Below are 13,562 nucleotides of genomic sequence, written 5' to 3' on the forward strand. Positions count from 1 at the left end.
ATTTGTTTCGTCGGTTCATGCTGTGTTCAGCTGACGGCATAGAGATTGCGGCTCCATTACGGAGCGCTGTATGGTTCGGGACGGATTGACGTCCAGGACCATTCGGCAAGAGTTATGAGTGAAATCCTTTCAAGGAGGTATCGATGACCGACAAGCGTAAAGTCCGCAAAGCCGTGTTCCCGGTCGCAGGACTGGGCACCCGTTTCCTGCCGGCGACCAAGGCCGTGCCGAAGGAAATGCTGACGGTGGTGGACAAGCCGGTCATTCAATATGTGGTCGACGAAGCGCTGGAAGCCGGTATCGAGCATCTGATCTTCGTGACCGGCCGCAGCAAGGCTGTCATCGAGGACTATTTCGACATTCAGGTCGAGCTCGACCAGACGCTGCGCGAGCGCAACAAGAAGGCCGAGATCGCGCTGCTCGACGGCATCCTGCCGAAGGCTGGCACCACCAGCTTCACCCGCCAGCAGGCGCCGCTCGGCCTTGGCCACGCGGTCTGGTGCGCCCGTGAACTCGTCGGCAACGAGCCCTTCGCGCTGCTCCTGCCCGACATGATCATGAAGGGTGAGAAGGGCTGCCTGAAGGGCATGGTGGAGCTCTATGAGCAGAGCGGCGGCAACGTCATCGCGGTTGAGGAATGCGCGCCGGACCAGGCGCACAAATACGGCATCGTCGGCGTCGGCGACAAGGTCGGCGAAGGTTTCAAGATCACCAAGATGGTCGAGAAGCCAGCACCGGGCACTGCCCCCTCCAACTTCTTCATCAACGGCCGCTACATCCTGCAGCCGGAGATCTTCCCGATTCTCGAAAAGCAGGAGCGCGGCGCCGGCAACGAGATCCAGCTGACCGACGGCATGCTCAAGCTTTCCGACAACCAGCAGTTCGCCGCTTACCACTTCCGTGGCGATACCTACGACTGTGGCGCCAAGGACGGCTTCATCCTGGCCAACGTCGCCTTCGCGCTCGAGCGTGGCGATATCCGTCCGACCGTCGAAGGCCCGCTGAAGAGCCTGCTCGGCAGCCTGAAGTAATCGGCTTTCTCTTCTCGAAGGCAAGAAAGGCCGCGTCCATCGGGCGCGGCCTTTTTTTATCTGGATAATGGGATTGCGTTAGCGGCGCAGCGTCAACCCGACGCCGACGCGGGTGATGTCGGTGGTGTCGCCCTGATCGCGGGTGGTGCGCTCGTAGCTGACGTCGCCCGTCAGCGCCAGGTAGCGGTTGATGTCGTAGGTGAGGCCGGCGCCCGTGCGCCAGGTGGTCTCGTCCGACGAGCGGGCGTTCGAGGGGTAGTTGCGCAGCGTCAGGCTGTTCGTCAGCCGCGCGACCAGATCCGAGCGCATCTGGTGGGTGATGATGTTGGTGAGGTTGTAGTCGATCGAACCAGCGTCGCCGGGCGTCGTCGAGGGGTTGAGGTCGGTCGACACGGCGAAGAGCACGTCGGTGCCGCGTTGCGGCGACCAGTTGAGGCGGCCATCGACCGACAGGCCGCGGAGTTCGCCAAGCCGGTCATCCTCGAAATTGTAGGTTTCGTAGCCGAGGCCGAGCTCGCCATAGAGTTTCTCGCCGAGGTCGAGCTCGATACCGCCGCGTGCAGCATAGGTCTGATAGGAGCGTTCGAAACCGAGCGGATCTTCGCGCAGATCGTAGAGTGACTTGCCGACGGAGGCTTCGAGGAACGGGATCAATGCCGGCGACAGTTCGTAGCCGACGCGGGCCGTGAGCACACCGGTGTTGCGGTTTCGATACTTGACCGAAAGGTTCGTGCCGTTTTCGAGTTCGACATCACCATAGGTGCGTCGGTCGAAATCGATGCCGACCGAGCCGCGGATCAGACCGAAATCACGCTCAACGGCCGCGCCGAGGCGGTAGGTGTTGACCGCGGACTGGTTTTTGGCGTTGGAGATCGCGTTCGGGTCGTCGGCGTCCTCGCGCTCGAAACTGTAGCCGGCGCGCAGACGGGCGATCGTTTCGTCCCAGAGATCGAGCCGCAGTTCCGCATCGACATTGGCGCGGGGCTCTTCCTCGCCCTCGCCGGAGATGTTGTTCTGCAACACGCCTTCGCCGGTGACGGTCAGCTGATGCCGCGACCAGTCCGAGGTCAAGGTGCCGCGGATTCCGGTTTCGAGATAGCCGCGGTTGGTCTTGGTGTCGCCGTCCTTGCGCCATTCGTGGTTGATGGTCTCGCTGACGCTGGGGCGCAGCGTGAAGGTGCCGATTCGGATGCCCGGGGCGCGATCGTATTCGGGGTTGTCGGTCCGCAACCGCAGACCGTCGATCGTCGGCTCGCGCTGGTTCAGGCGAAGGTAATCCTCGTTAGAGGCCGGGGTCAGGTCGTCAGCGCTGACGGCGCCGGTGGTCTGCGGATCGGTGATTGCGGGCGTCGCGGCCGGAACGGCTGAAGGCGCTGTGCCCGCGCCATAGGTGGTCGTCGTCGGAGCGGTGGCGGGTGCGGTCGCGGCGGTCTGGGCGTTCAAGGATGCGGGGGCAAGCATCGCCGTGCCGGCCAGCAGCAGCGCCAGCGACGTCGAACGCCGCGCGCCTCCTTTGATCGAGCGAGATGAGCCTGGCACCATATGCCGTTTGTCCACGAGCCTGATTGCAATCCTTTCGCAACCGTAAAGCGACGTGGTTAATCAATCGTTTCCAAACGGAAAAAACGTCGTGGCATCAGCCGCTTGCGGTTACGCTTTCGACGGTCAGGTTGCGGCCGTGGGTGGAAACGACGCGCACCCTTGTACCGGCCGGCAGGTCCGGTCCCTCAACGACCCAGAACGTGTCGTCGAGCCGGATGCGCCCTCGGCCTTCGGCGATCGGTTTTTCCAGGACCGCGGTGCGGCCGACGAGGCTTTCAGCGCGCTGGTTCAAAAGCGGCTCGTCGGTGGTCTCGGATGTGGAGAGAACGAAGCGGCGGCCAAGGAGAACGGCCGCCACCGAGAGCAGCGCGAACAGCACGAGCTGGACCTGCCACGTCCAGAAGCCGACCTCCCAAAGCATGAGGGAGAGGATGCCGACTGCCAAGGCGGCGACACCGATCCAGATCAGGAACACGCCGGGGGCGATGAGCTCGGCGGCGAGAAGCACGAAGCCCAGAACCCACCAGCTCCAGGGCCCGAGTTCTTGAATGGCGCGTTCGATCATCGTCTACTTCCCTTGCGCGGGATCGGTCGGGAAAGCTGGCGTGGTGCGCGGCGTCGACTGGCGCGGGCGGGTCGCTGGCGCCGTCTGGCTGTCGCCAAAGACTTCCTTGGCGATGGCGCCGATGCCACCGAGCGAACCGATCAGCGCGGAAGCTTCCATCGGCATCAACACGATCTTCTGGTTGTTGGCGGTGCCGATCGAGGCGAGTGCTTCGGTGTACTTCTGGGCGACGAAGTAGTTGATCGCCTGCACGTCGCCGGCCGCAATGGCCTCGGAGACCATCTTGGTTGCCTTCGCCTCTGCCTCGGCCAGGCGCTCGCGCGCTTCGGCGTCACGAAACGCCGCTTCGCGCTGGCCCTCGGCCTGCAGGATCGCCGACTGCTTGGCGCCTTCGGCGCGCAGGATCTGGGCGTTTCTGGCGCCTTCGGCTTCGAGCACCTGCGCGCGTTTCTCGCGCTCGGCCTTCATCTGGCGCGCCATGGCATCGACGAGATCCTTCGGCGGGGCGATATCCTTGATCTCGATGCGGGTGATCTTGATGCCCCAAGGGCTGGCAGCTTCGTCGACGACGTGCAGCAGCCTGTCGTTGATCGTATCACGGTTGGAGAGCAGTTCGTCGAGGTCCATCGAACCCATGACCGAGCGGATGTTGGTCATCGTCAGGTTGAGGATGGCGTTTTCCAGATGCGCGACCTGGTAGGCGGCCTGCGCCGCATTCAGGATCTGATAGAAGGCGACGGCATCGGCCGAAACGCTGGCATTGTCCTTGGTGATGACTTCCTGGGTCGGAACGTCGAGCACCTGTTCCATCACGTTCATCTTGGCGCCGATGCGGTCGATGAACGGCACGATCAGATTGAGGCCCGGCTCCAGCGTTTTGGTGTAGCGACCGAAGCGCTCGATCGTATAGCGGTAGCCCTGCGGCACCGTCTTGATCCCCATGAAGAGGACCAGGATGATGAGCACCACGAAGCCAATGACGACGATATCCATTCCGCCCAAGACTTACCCCCTTAAATTGCAATCTCGACCTGTGGCTGCAGTCTAGCGTATTCCGTTTCCCTTCGGAATCGGTTTTCCGCGGATTGCGCGTAAATTCAAAATGTTAGATTGCCGCGCTCGCCGGTGGGCAAGAGCGCGGCTCCTTCATCCTGAGTTGGCGGTCAGCGCGCCGTTCAAGTGGGGTGATGGGACGATTAAAGCCAGCCGGCAAGCTCCCGGCGCACGACGTGTTCGAGCACGGCCATGCCTTCGGCGCTGTCGTTCAGGCAGGGGATGTGGGTGAACTTCTCGCCGCCATTGTGATGGAAGCTTTCGGCCGCCTGCTCGGCGATCTCTTCCAACGTTTCCAGACAGTCGGAGACGAAGCCCGGGTTGAGGACGGCAATGCGCTTGACACCGTCCTGCGCAAGTTTTTCGACCGTCTTGTCGGTATAGGGCTGCAGCCATTCCTCAGGCCCGAAGCGCGACTGGAAGGTGACCTGCAGCTTCTCCTTCGACCAGCCGAGCTTTTCGCGCAAAAGCCGCGCGGTCTTCTGGCACTGGCAGTAGTAGGGATCGCCCTTGTCGAAATAGCTCTTCGGAATGCCGTGGAAGGAGGTCAGAACCACCTCCGGCACCCAGTCGAGCGTCGCCAGGTGACGCTCGATCGAGGTTGCCAGAGCGTCGATGTAGACGGGATCGTCGTGGTAGGGCGGAACGGTGCGCAGTGCCGGCTGCCAGCGCATCTTCAGAAGCGCCTCGAAGGCCTTGTCATTAACGGTGGCGGTGGTGGCGGCGGCATATTGCGGATAGAGCGGGAAGACGAGAATGCGTTCACAGCCGGCCTTCTGCAGTGCGTCCATGCGCGAGGCGATCGACGGCTGGCCGTAGCGCATGCCCCAGTCGACGATGACGTTAGGCTGGTCGGCGAAGGACTTCGCCATCAGTTCGGACTGGTTGCGGGTGTAGGTCCGGAGGTAGCTTTCGTTCAAGTCCTTGTTCCAGATCGTCTCATAGGCCTTGCCGACCTTGCCGGGGCGGGTGTTGAGCACGATGCCGAACAGGATCGGGTACCAGAACAGTCGCGACCACTCGATCACCCGGCGGTCGGTCAGAAACTCCTTCAGGTAGCGGCGCATCGAGGTGTAGTCGGTGCCATCAGGCGTGCCGAGATTGACCAGCAGGATACCGACCTTTCCGGATTTGACGGACGGGTGGTTGGCAGGGGTGGTCACGGCAAGCTGATCGGTCATCTTCATCCTCGTCGGGTCCCCGTATCGGGACGCCGCTTTCGTTCCTTCGGTTTCCAGTCCTTCTAAAAAGAAAAGCCGGCGCGGGGAAGCCGCGCCGGCTCTGAAAGTAGAGGCAAATTGTCTTACTTTGCCGGTATCTCCAGTTCCTTGCCGACATGCAGGTGGCGTGGCGCCGGCTTGCCGTTGGCGTCGGAGATCTTCTTCCAGAGCGCGCCTTCGCCGTAGAAGACCTTGGCGAGATCCCAGAGCGTGTCGCCCTTGGTGATCACGTGCTTCTGCGGGCCGCTCGCTGCCGCCGTGCCGCCGGCCGTTGCCGCCGGCTGGGCTGCCGTGGCGTCGGCAGCAGGCTTTGCGTCCGCCGCCGGCTCGGCCGTTGCCGCACCGGCCGCCGAAGCGACCTCGGTGATGCGGCCGTCGGTATAGGGCTTGAACGGCTGGTGGGCGGCAAGGTAGTCGGCAAGCACGGTTTCGAGGCCCGGACCGTAGTCGTAGGCGTTTTCACCCTTCTCCTTGAAGACGTCGTAGCCGTCGCCGCCATTGCGCATGTAGTTGTTGGTGACGAGCGAATAGGTCTTGGCCGGATCGAGCGGGACGTAGGCCTCGCCTTCCTTCACCTCGACCGAGACGACGCGGCTGCCGACCGGCTTCGACTTGTCGAAGGAGAACTTCATGCCGGCCACCTGCGGGAAACGGCCGCCGCCTTCCTCAAGCTTGCTGAGACCGTTTTCCAGGGCTTCACGAATGCCGTCGCCCTTCATCTGGAAGGTCGCAACCGTGTTCTGGAACGGCAGGACCGTGATGGCTTCGCCCATCGAAACGTCGCCGGCATCGATGGAGGCGCGCAGACCGCCGCCGTTGGTGATGGCGATGGTCACACCCTGGCCCTTGACGCGGTCGAGCATGGCGTCGGTGAGCAGGCTGCCCATTTCGCACTCTTTGGTGCGGCAATTCTCGCGCGAGCCGTCGATCGGTGCTTCGGTCTTGGCGATGATCTTCGAGCGCAGCTCTTCGATCGGCTTGCCGAGTTCGGCGACGCGGGCGAGCACGGCCTCATCCGGCTTGAACGAGCTGTCGACCAGGATCGGATCGCCCTTGGCAGCCTTGACCACGCCCTTGTCGTCGAAGGTAACGACGAGGTCGCCAAGATATTTGGTGTAGGAGCCGGCCTGGACGACCGGAACCTTGTAGCCGCCTGGGTTATCGACCATCGTCGGGTAAGGACCCTCGGCTTTTGCATCGGTGTTGGACAGCAGGCTGTGCGAGTGGCCACCGACGACGACGTCGACATCCGGGATCTTGGCGATGGCCGCGAGGTCGCGCGGATAGCCGACATGGGTGAGCGCTATGATCTTGTCGACGCCCTGCTTCTTCAGCTCCTCGACGGCTGCCGTGGTGGTGGCGACGTCGTCGCCGATCAGGATGTCCGGGCCGGGGGAAGAGAGTTCCGGCGTGTCGTTGGCAACCGCGCCGACGATGCCGACCTTCTGGCCACCGACGTCGAGCACGATCGACGGCTTGATGCGGTCGCCGATCTTCGACTTCTGGCTCGGCAGCACGTTGGCGGTGACGACCGGGAAGGCGATCTTGTCGAGGAAGCCGGCAAGGCCGTCCTCGCTCTCGTCGAACTCATGGTTGCCGACGGTCATCGCGTCGAACTTCATCAGGTTGAGGAATTCGGCTTCCGCGAGGCCCTTGTAGGTGGTGAAGAACAGCGAACCCTGGAAGTTGTCGCCGGCGTTGAGCAGCAGCACGTTCTTGCCCGAGAGGTCCTGACGCTTCTGGTCGATCAAGGCCTTGAGGCGCGCGACGCCGCCGAAGCACTCGTTCTTGCCCTCCTCTTCCGCCGAGCAGGTGGAATCGAACTTGTTGATCGATTCGATGCGGGAATGGAGGTCGTTGATATGCAGGATGTTCAATTCATAATCGGCGAAGGCTGCGCCCGAGGAGAGGGCAAGAATGGACGCGGTCATCAGGCCGGTCCGCACGTGTCTGATCATGATGTTCTCCTGTTTTGCCGGTTGTCGCCCGACCGCATCCGGTCCGCCGAAACGGATCCGGTCCCCACGGTCGGGGTGGCTTTGCCGGGCCGGATGTTTTCATCACTTGAAGGCGACTTCAAGCGATAAAACCATGCCCTGGTTGTCGGGTTTACCGTTAAGGTTAAGTCGTGGCCCGCAAACGAAAAAAGCCTCCGGACGGAGGCTTTTGCAATTTCGTGTTTTTTGTTTTAGCCGCGACGCGCGAGCGAGAACTGTGCCCCGGCGTCGGTGGTGCAGTTGAGCTGGTTCTGCGTGACCAGAGCGCAGGCGACCTTCGACTGGGTGTTGCGCACCAGCGAGGTCATATTGATCTCGACAAGCGTCGGGCTCGTCTTGACGTAGTTGCCCGAGGCGAGCAGCTGGTTGGTGTCGGTCGTGCGCGTGGAGAAGGTACCGCCGGCAAATGTCGAGACGATACCGTTCGGGTCTACCCAGGAGCCCTCGACGCCCGAAGCCTGGCGTGCCGGCTGCCCACCCTCATCGATGATCCGTGGCGACGACTGGCAGGAGGCAAGCGCGGCCGCGGTTGCGATTAGGGTCAGAACGGCGAATGGCTTCATAGGCGATTTCCCCCGCGTTTGGGTCGAGCGGATTGTTTCATTCCGGCAGACCATGCCGCGATCATGAGTTGAAAGCAAGAGCGGCAGGCCGCGGCCTCGGGCTTTTCCGCCGGAGATGAAAAGGCCCGGGGCACGTTCGTGTCCCGGGCCGGATGCGCTTACGTCTCAGCAGCTTAGCGAACGAGGATGTTCTTGAACTGCCACGGATCCTTGGTGTCGATGTCTTCCGGGAACAGGCCCGGGCGACCGTCGAGCGGGGTCCAGTCGGTGTAGTGACCTTCGACCGGGCCGAGGTAGGGCAGCTGGACTTCGAGGCAACGCTTGTAGTCCATCTCGTCGGCTTCGACGATGCCGGCCTTCGGGTTCTCGAGAGCCCAGACCATGCCGGCAAGAACAGCCGAAGTGACCTGCAGACCGGTCGCGTTCTGGTAAGGCGCGATGCGGCGGGTTTCTTCGAGCGACAGGCGCGAGCCGAACCAGTAGGCGTTCTTGTCGTGGCCGTAGAGCAGCACGCCGAGTTCGTCGACGCCGTCGACCAGTTCCTTTTCGTCAAGGACGTGGTGCACCGGCTGGGCGTTGCCGCCGTTGCCGAACATTTCGTGCAGCGACAGAACGGCGTCGTTGGCCGGATGGTAGGCGTAGTGGCAGGTCGGGCGATAGGTGACTTCGCCTTCCTTGTCGCGAACCGTGAAGAAGTCGGCGATCGAGATCGCCTCGTTGTGGGTCACGAGGAAGCCATACTGCGGGCCGGGGGTCGGGCACCAGCTGCGCACGCGGGTGTTGGCGCCCGGCTGCTCCAGATAGATCGCTGCCTTGCAACCCTTCTTGTGTTTCTTGGCGTTCTTCGGCATCCAGTTTTCATGTGTGCCCCAGCCGAGTTCGGCCGGCTGCAGGCCTTCCGAGATGAAGCCTTCGACCGACCAGGTGTTCCAGAAGGTGTTGAACGGCTTCGGGTTCTTGGTGCGCTGGGTGTCGCGCTCGGCGATGTGCACGCCCTTGACGCCGACCTTCTTCATCAGCTTGGCCCAGCCTTCGCGGTCGTCCTGATGCGGCTCTTCGAACTTCACGCCAAGGTCGTTGGCGAGGTTGAGGAGGCCCTGCTTGACGAACCAGGAGACCATGCCGGGGTTGGCGCCGCAGGTGGAAACCGCGGTTGTGCCGCCCGGGTTCTTTTCCTTTTCCTTGCGCACGGTTTCGCGCAGCGCATAGTTGGTGCGCTCGGAATTGTCCATTTCGGCGTCGAAGTAGAAGCCGAGCCACGGCTCGACGACCGTGTCGACGTAGAGCACGTCGAGCTTGCGGCACATCTTCATCAGGTCGAGCGAGCCGGTGTCGACCGACAGGTTGACGCAGAAGCCCTGGCCTTCGCCTTCGGTCAGAAGCGGCTTCAGCAGTTCCTTGTAGTTGTCCTTGGTCACATGCGCGCGAACGTGACGAACGCCATGGCGTTCGAAGATCTCGTTGTCGGCAGCATCCTCACGGGGCTCGACCACGATCAACCGGTTCTTGTCGTATTTGAAGTGGCGCTCGATCAGCGGCAAGGTGCCGCGACCGATCGAACCGAAACCGATCATCACGATCGGACCGGTGATCTCGCCATAAACCGGATAGGTGGTATCTGCCATTTTTGTCTTACTCCTGAGAAAACTTTCCCTGTGGCGGTGGGTGACTAAGCATGAGGAAGCGGCTGTGGCCGCTGTTCTGGCTCGTATGAATGTGCCGACGGCCGCGATGCCCGTGGGGCACGCGGCGCTGTAGAGCATAGATTGCTGTCACAATAAAGAGCCGGCGGGTCAACCGCTATTTGCGTCTGTGCTTAACCGGCGATCGTGAGCAGTGCTTCAATCAGCCCGTCCCGCTTGCTGACAAGCCCCTTGTAGGCGGCCTGCGGCAAGGTCAGGGCGCGCAGCTGCTCGACGAAGGACGCGGCCAGCGCCGCGGCATCCGGTCGCTTGCGCAGCATCGTCAGCGGGTCCGAATAGATGCGGATGGTGAAGACGAGCGCACCGGTCTCAGGCAGCTTGCGCAGCGTCTGCCGTTCGATGCGGATGAAGGTCCGCTCCTCGGTCATCTCGATCGCACCGGCGGCGATGCCTTCGGATTTCGATTTCGGCAGGTGCAGCGCGCCGTCGACATTGACCGCCCAGTTGAAGCGCTCGACGAAGCGACCCGGCGGCAGGTTGTCGAACATGCGGGCAATCAGTTCGGCATTGCGGGTGCCATGCTCGAAACCCGGGACGGGGCCATGGATCTCGTTCATGGTGCGGCCGTATTTTTCGGCGAGCGACCAGGACGAGGGAAAGGCGACATAGGCGGCATTGAGACGCCAGCCGTCTCCGGTCTTTTGCATGATGGCGAGATCGTCTTGGACAAGCGATCCCGAAACGGCCAGTGGATCATCGCCGTCGAGTGGCACGGGCTCGCCGCTGACGATCATGCTGTCGCCGTCGCGGCGGTAGATCTCTGGGTAGGCGGCCGGCAGGTAGTCGACCAGAATGCCGAGCAGTTCGCGCTGAGCGTCCTGCGTACCGTCGGCTGCGGCAAACACGGTACCGCGCGCTTGCGCAAGCAGCAGCTTCTTTTCGGAGAGATAGTGCTGCAGCTGGTCGTCCGGCTCAATCCAGCGACCGGGGTCGAGCTGGGCAAGGCCGATGGTGAAGGGTTTTGAAGAACCGTCGTAAGGCGTATGCTTCATGCGGAGCGACCGGTCTAGGTTGCGATTTAACCATATTCGCTATCGTTTCGCACGGTGAAACGCTTGTCACAAGCGGTTCGTGCTATAGCTACGGTAGAAGCATCCGCTTCGCGCCATAATTGATTAGTTCCCGGAGGCGTGACAGACCGTGACCGGTAGTCATCTCAAGGCTCTTGCGGCCCTACAGAGTAAAACACCCGTGCTGATCGCACTTTATGATCAGCACGATCGACTGCGCTTCGCCAATCCGGCGTTTCGCGCGGCCTACCATGTCGGTCCGGACGAGAGCCCGACCTGGGAAGAGATCATGCGTCGGAACCATGCCGCCGGACAGGGCACCATCCTGAAGTCGGAAGACATCGATGCCTGGATCGCCTCGACATTGCACCGGCGCGGCAAGGTGCCGTTCCGCGCCATGGAAACGGACCTGCACGACGGTCGCTGGCTGTGGATGACGGAGACGGTGGATGCGGATGGCTGCATGCTGTGCATCGCCGTCGACGTCACGACGATCCATGCCGAAGAACGGGAACTGCGCCAGGACCGCGACTTTGCGCTTCGGGCCGCCCAGGTCGACGAGCTGACGAGCGTGCCCAACCGCCGCTACACGATGGGGCGTCTCACCGAGTTCATCGCCAACTGCGCCGAGAACCCGCATATGTGGGGCTGTGTCGCGATCATCGATATCGATTACTTCAAGGCGATCAATGACCGCCACGGCCACCAGCGCGGCGACGAGGTTTTACTCGACTTTGCGCGCCAGATGCAGGAGTTCGTGCGCCGTTCGGACTGCTTCGGCCGGATTGGCGGCGAGGAATTCATGCTCATCCTGCCTGATACCACCATCAGCGAGGGCCACCGCATTCTCGATCGTCTGCTCGAACGGGTGCGCAATTCCCGCCCGCTCGAGAACATCCCGGAGTTCTTCTACACCTGTTCGGTCGGGGTTGCGGAGTATCGCGACGGGGACACGGTCAGCGACCTCTATGCACGCGCCGATCAGGCGCTCTATCTCGCCAAGCGCGATGGACGGGACCAGGTCAGGCGCCACACGCTTCCCGGCTCAGACCAGGAGGTTCACCCGGATCAGGCCCCGTAGCGAGTTGCCGAAATAAACGTCGCCGCGGGCGAGGTCGTTAAGCGAAAGCCGCGCAACTCGCGCGCGGCGCTGGCAGATGAGCTCGGTACGCAGCACGCCGGCAAGCAGGCCGCAGGCGATCGGCGGCGTCTTGAGGATGCCGCTGCCGTCGTCGAGGAAGACGGAGGTGATCGTGCCTTCGCAGACCTCATCCTTCTCGTTCAGAAGCAGAACTTCGTCGGCCTCGCTCGGGCCGAACTCGCCGCGGGCTGCCTCATAGGCGGCGCGGCGACTGGTCTTGTAGCGCAGCAGCGGATCGCCCGACTTGAGCCGGGTGCTGGCAACCCGTACCCGCCAGACCGTATCTTGGGGGAGCGGCGCGAAGGGGGCGGTCTTCACCTCGATATGGCCGTCAGGGAAGAGCTCGAGGCGAACGCGAAGCGCGGCGCCGCCATCGCCGGCCTTGACCGCTGCAAGCAGCGCGGCCTGCGCGCCATCCGCGCCCGAAATGCCGAGACGACGGGCGGATCGGACCAGCCGGGCGAGGTGCAGACGCAGGCGGATGAAACCGGCTTCGGGCTCGTAGCGCAGGGTTTCGATCAACGAGAAATCCGTCATCGGACGACCGCGTCGTCGGCGGGCGCGACATCGCCTTCGCCGAGCGCGATCCTATCGTCGCCAACGGCAAAGCGGGCCTTCAGGAGGCACTCTTCGTATTCGGACTGGGCGGTGCTGTCGAAGACGATGCCGCCGCCGACATTAAAGACGGCATCGCCATTTTCGAAGAGCGATATCGTCCGGATCGCGACGCTGAAGCGCATCACGCCGTTCGGGGCGATGAAACCGATGGCGCCGCAATAGGCGTCGCGGGGACCGTCTTCCAGGTCGTGCAGGATTTCCATGGCGCGCATCTTCGGCGCCCCGGTGATCGAGCCGCAGGGGAAGAGCGCCGTGAAAATATCCTTGAGGCTGATCTCGGGCAGGAGCTTTGCTCGGACGTGGCTCACCATCTGGTGCACGGTCGGGTAGGTCTCGATGTCGAAGAGCTTGGGGACATCAAGCGTGCCGACCTCGGTGATGCGCGAGATGTCATTGCGCAGGAGATCGACGATCATCCGGTTTTCGGCCTGGGTCTTTTCGTCGGCGCGCATGGCGGCGATGATCTCGGCGTCTTCCAGCGCCGACGCGCCGCGCTTGGCCGTGCCCTTCATCGGGTGGGTCTCGATCCAGCCGTCCGCATCGACACGGAAGAAAAGCTCCGGCGAGCGCGACAGGAGCACTGGCCCGTCGAGCGCGACGAGCGCGCCGTACTTGACCGGCTGTCGGTCGATCAGCGACCAGAAGGCTGCGCGCGGGTCGCCGGACCAGCGGGCATGGATCGGCATCGTCAGGTTTGCCTGGTAACAATCGCCCTTTCGCAGATGCAGGTGCAGGCGGTCGAAACGTTCGCGGTAGGTATCGAAATCCCAGCCGGCGCGCGGTTCGCTCAAGAAGGGTTCGTTCTCGGTTCGCCGCTGCGGCTCGGCGAGGGGATGATCCTCGCTCGGCGCATCGAAGATGCCGAATGACATCAGCGGCGTCTTGCGATTTTCCTCGGCAAAGCCTTCGAGCTTCTCCTCGAAGAGATGGCCGGCCTCATAGGACATGAAGCCGGCAATCCATTTGCCTGATTTGTGCGCGCGTTCAAGCGCGGCAAGGCCGCGGACAAATTCGGCCTTCGTGCGGGCCGTAATGACGCGCGAAGGCGATGCGAAAACCGTGGTGCGGCTTTCGCTGTCGTCCCGGAACAGCACATAGGGTGCAGTGTCGCTCATAAAG

General features: G+C 62.7%; 12 protein-coding genes. 2 read left to right on the plus strand and 10 right to left on the minus strand.

Going from position 1 to position 13,562, the window contains the following annotated elements; genetic code table 11:
• Positions 1-143: 143 nt before the first annotated feature.
• Complete coding sequence (galU, locus tag IB262_RS18420; RefSeq protein ID WP_034786782.1) at positions 144-1,031, plus strand: UTP--glucose-1-phosphate uridylyltransferase GalU; 888 nt, start codon at positions 144-146, stop codon at positions 1,029-1,031.
• Between the two features lie 78 nt (positions 1,032-1,109).
• Here galU and IB262_RS18425 read toward each other — a convergent pair whose 3' ends face one another.
• The 8 genes from IB262_RS18425 to IB262_RS18460 form a co-directional block, all read right to left on the minus strand.
• The gene (locus IB262_RS18425; protein ID WP_112771923.1) at positions 1,110-2,573 is read right to left on the minus strand and encodes an outer membrane beta-barrel protein; all 1,464 of its coding nucleotides are present in this window, start codon (positions 2,571-2,573) and stop codon (positions 1,110-1,112) included.
• A gap of 94 nt (positions 2,574-2,667) precedes the next feature.
• Positions 2,668-3,138, minus strand: coding sequence for an NfeD family protein (locus IB262_RS18430; protein ID WP_034786778.1), 471 nt, complete (start codon positions 3,136-3,138; stop codon positions 2,668-2,670).
• A 3-nt stretch (positions 3,139-3,141) separates the two neighbouring features.
• On the minus strand, positions 3,142-4,140 hold the full coding sequence (locus IB262_RS18435; RefSeq protein ID WP_089044972.1) for an SPFH domain-containing protein: 999 nt from the start codon (positions 4,138-4,140) through the stop codon (positions 3,142-3,144).
• A 194-nt stretch (positions 4,141-4,334) separates the two neighbouring features.
• Positions 4,335-5,372, minus strand: coding sequence for a ferrochelatase (gene hemH, locus IB262_RS18440; RefSeq protein ID WP_192357152.1), 1,038 nt, complete (start codon positions 5,370-5,372; stop codon positions 4,335-4,337).
• 122 nt (positions 5,373-5,494) lie between these two features.
• Positions 5,495-7,369 carry a bifunctional UDP-sugar hydrolase/5'-nucleotidase gene (locus tag IB262_RS18445; protein WP_112976716.1) on the minus strand — a complete coding sequence of 625 codons (1,875 nt, stop codon included), beginning with the start codon at positions 7,367-7,369 and terminating at the stop codon, positions 5,495-5,497.
• A 230-nt stretch (positions 7,370-7,599) separates the two neighbouring features.
• A complete protein-coding gene (omp10, locus tag IB262_RS18450; RefSeq protein WP_034806089.1) occupies positions 7,600-7,971 on the minus strand; it encodes an outer membrane lipoprotein Omp10 in 372 nt (123 codons plus the stop codon).
• Positions 7,972-8,144: 173 nt separating this feature from the next.
• Complete coding sequence (locus tag IB262_RS18455; protein WP_034806092.1) at positions 8,145-9,596, minus strand: homospermidine synthase; 1,452 nt, start codon at positions 9,594-9,596, stop codon at positions 8,145-8,147.
• 191 nt (positions 9,597-9,787) lie between these two features.
• Positions 9,788-10,666, minus strand: coding sequence for a DUF3445 domain-containing protein (locus IB262_RS18460; protein ID WP_112976715.1), 879 nt, complete (start codon positions 10,664-10,666; stop codon positions 9,788-9,790).
• A gap of 148 nt (positions 10,667-10,814) precedes the next feature.
• Here IB262_RS18460 and IB262_RS18465 point away from each other — a divergent pair, with 148 nt between their 5' ends.
• A complete protein-coding gene (locus IB262_RS18465) occupies positions 10,815-11,765 on the plus strand; it encodes a sensor domain-containing diguanylate cyclase (RefSeq protein ID WP_034806098.1) in 951 nt (316 codons plus the stop codon).
• Here IB262_RS18465 and IB262_RS18470 read toward each other — a convergent pair.
• Positions 11,730-12,362: an aminotransferase class IV family protein gene (locus tag IB262_RS18470; RefSeq protein ID WP_112976714.1), complete on the minus strand. Its 633-nt coding sequence runs from the start codon at positions 12,360-12,362 to the stop codon at positions 11,730-11,732. The two genes, IB262_RS18465 and IB262_RS18470, sit on opposite strands and share 36 nt — an antisense overlap.
• Positions 12,359-13,558, minus strand: a complete 1,200-nt coding sequence (locus tag IB262_RS18475) for an aminodeoxychorismate synthase component I (RefSeq protein WP_112976713.1) — start codon at positions 13,556-13,558, stop codon at positions 12,359-12,361. Before IB262_RS18475 ends, IB262_RS18470 begins: the two co-directional genes overlap by 4 nt.
• Between the last annotated feature and the right edge of the window lie 4 nt (positions 13,559-13,562).

The organism is Ensifer sp. ENS02, assembly GCF_014851885.1.
In the GTDB taxonomy this organism is placed as follows: Bacteria; Pseudomonadota; Alphaproteobacteria; order Rhizobiales; family Rhizobiaceae; genus Ensifer; species Ensifer adhaerens.

Coding starts and splice junctions, on each gene's coding strand:
- IB262_RS18470 (WP_112976714.1), bottom strand. CDS start 12,362: ATGACGGATTTCTCGTTGATCGAAACCCTGCGCTACGAGCCCGAAGCC.
- IB262_RS18445 (WP_112976716.1), bottom strand. CDS start 7,369: ATGATCAGACACGTGCGGACCGGCCTGATGACCGCGTCCATTCTTGCC.
- IB262_RS18460 (WP_112976715.1), bottom strand. CDS start 10,666: ATGAAGCATACGCCTTACGACGGTTCTTCAAAACCCTTCACCATCGGC.
- galU (WP_034786782.1), top strand. CDS start 144: ATGACCGACAAGCGTAAAGTCCGCAAAGCCGTGTTCCCGGTCGCAGGA.
- IB262_RS18430 (WP_034786778.1), bottom strand. CDS start 3,138: ATGATCGAACGCGCCATTCAAGAACTCGGGCCCTGGAGCTGGTGGGTT.
- IB262_RS18425 (WP_112771923.1), bottom strand. CDS start 2,573: ATGGTGCCAGGCTCATCTCGCTCGATCAAAGGAGGCGCGCGGCGTTCG.
- IB262_RS18475 (WP_112976713.1), bottom strand. CDS start 13,558: ATGAGCGACACTGCACCCTATGTGCTGTTCCGGGACGACAGCGAAAGC.
- hemH (WP_192357152.1), bottom strand. CDS start 5,372: ATGACCGATCAGCTTGCCGTGACCACCCCTGCCAACCACCCGTCCGTC.
- IB262_RS18455 (WP_034806092.1), bottom strand. CDS start 9,596: ATGGCAGATACCACCTATCCGGTTTATGGCGAGATCACCGGTCCGATC.
- omp10 (WP_034806089.1), bottom strand. CDS start 7,971: ATGAAGCCATTCGCCGTTCTGACCCTAATCGCAACCGCGGCCGCGCTT.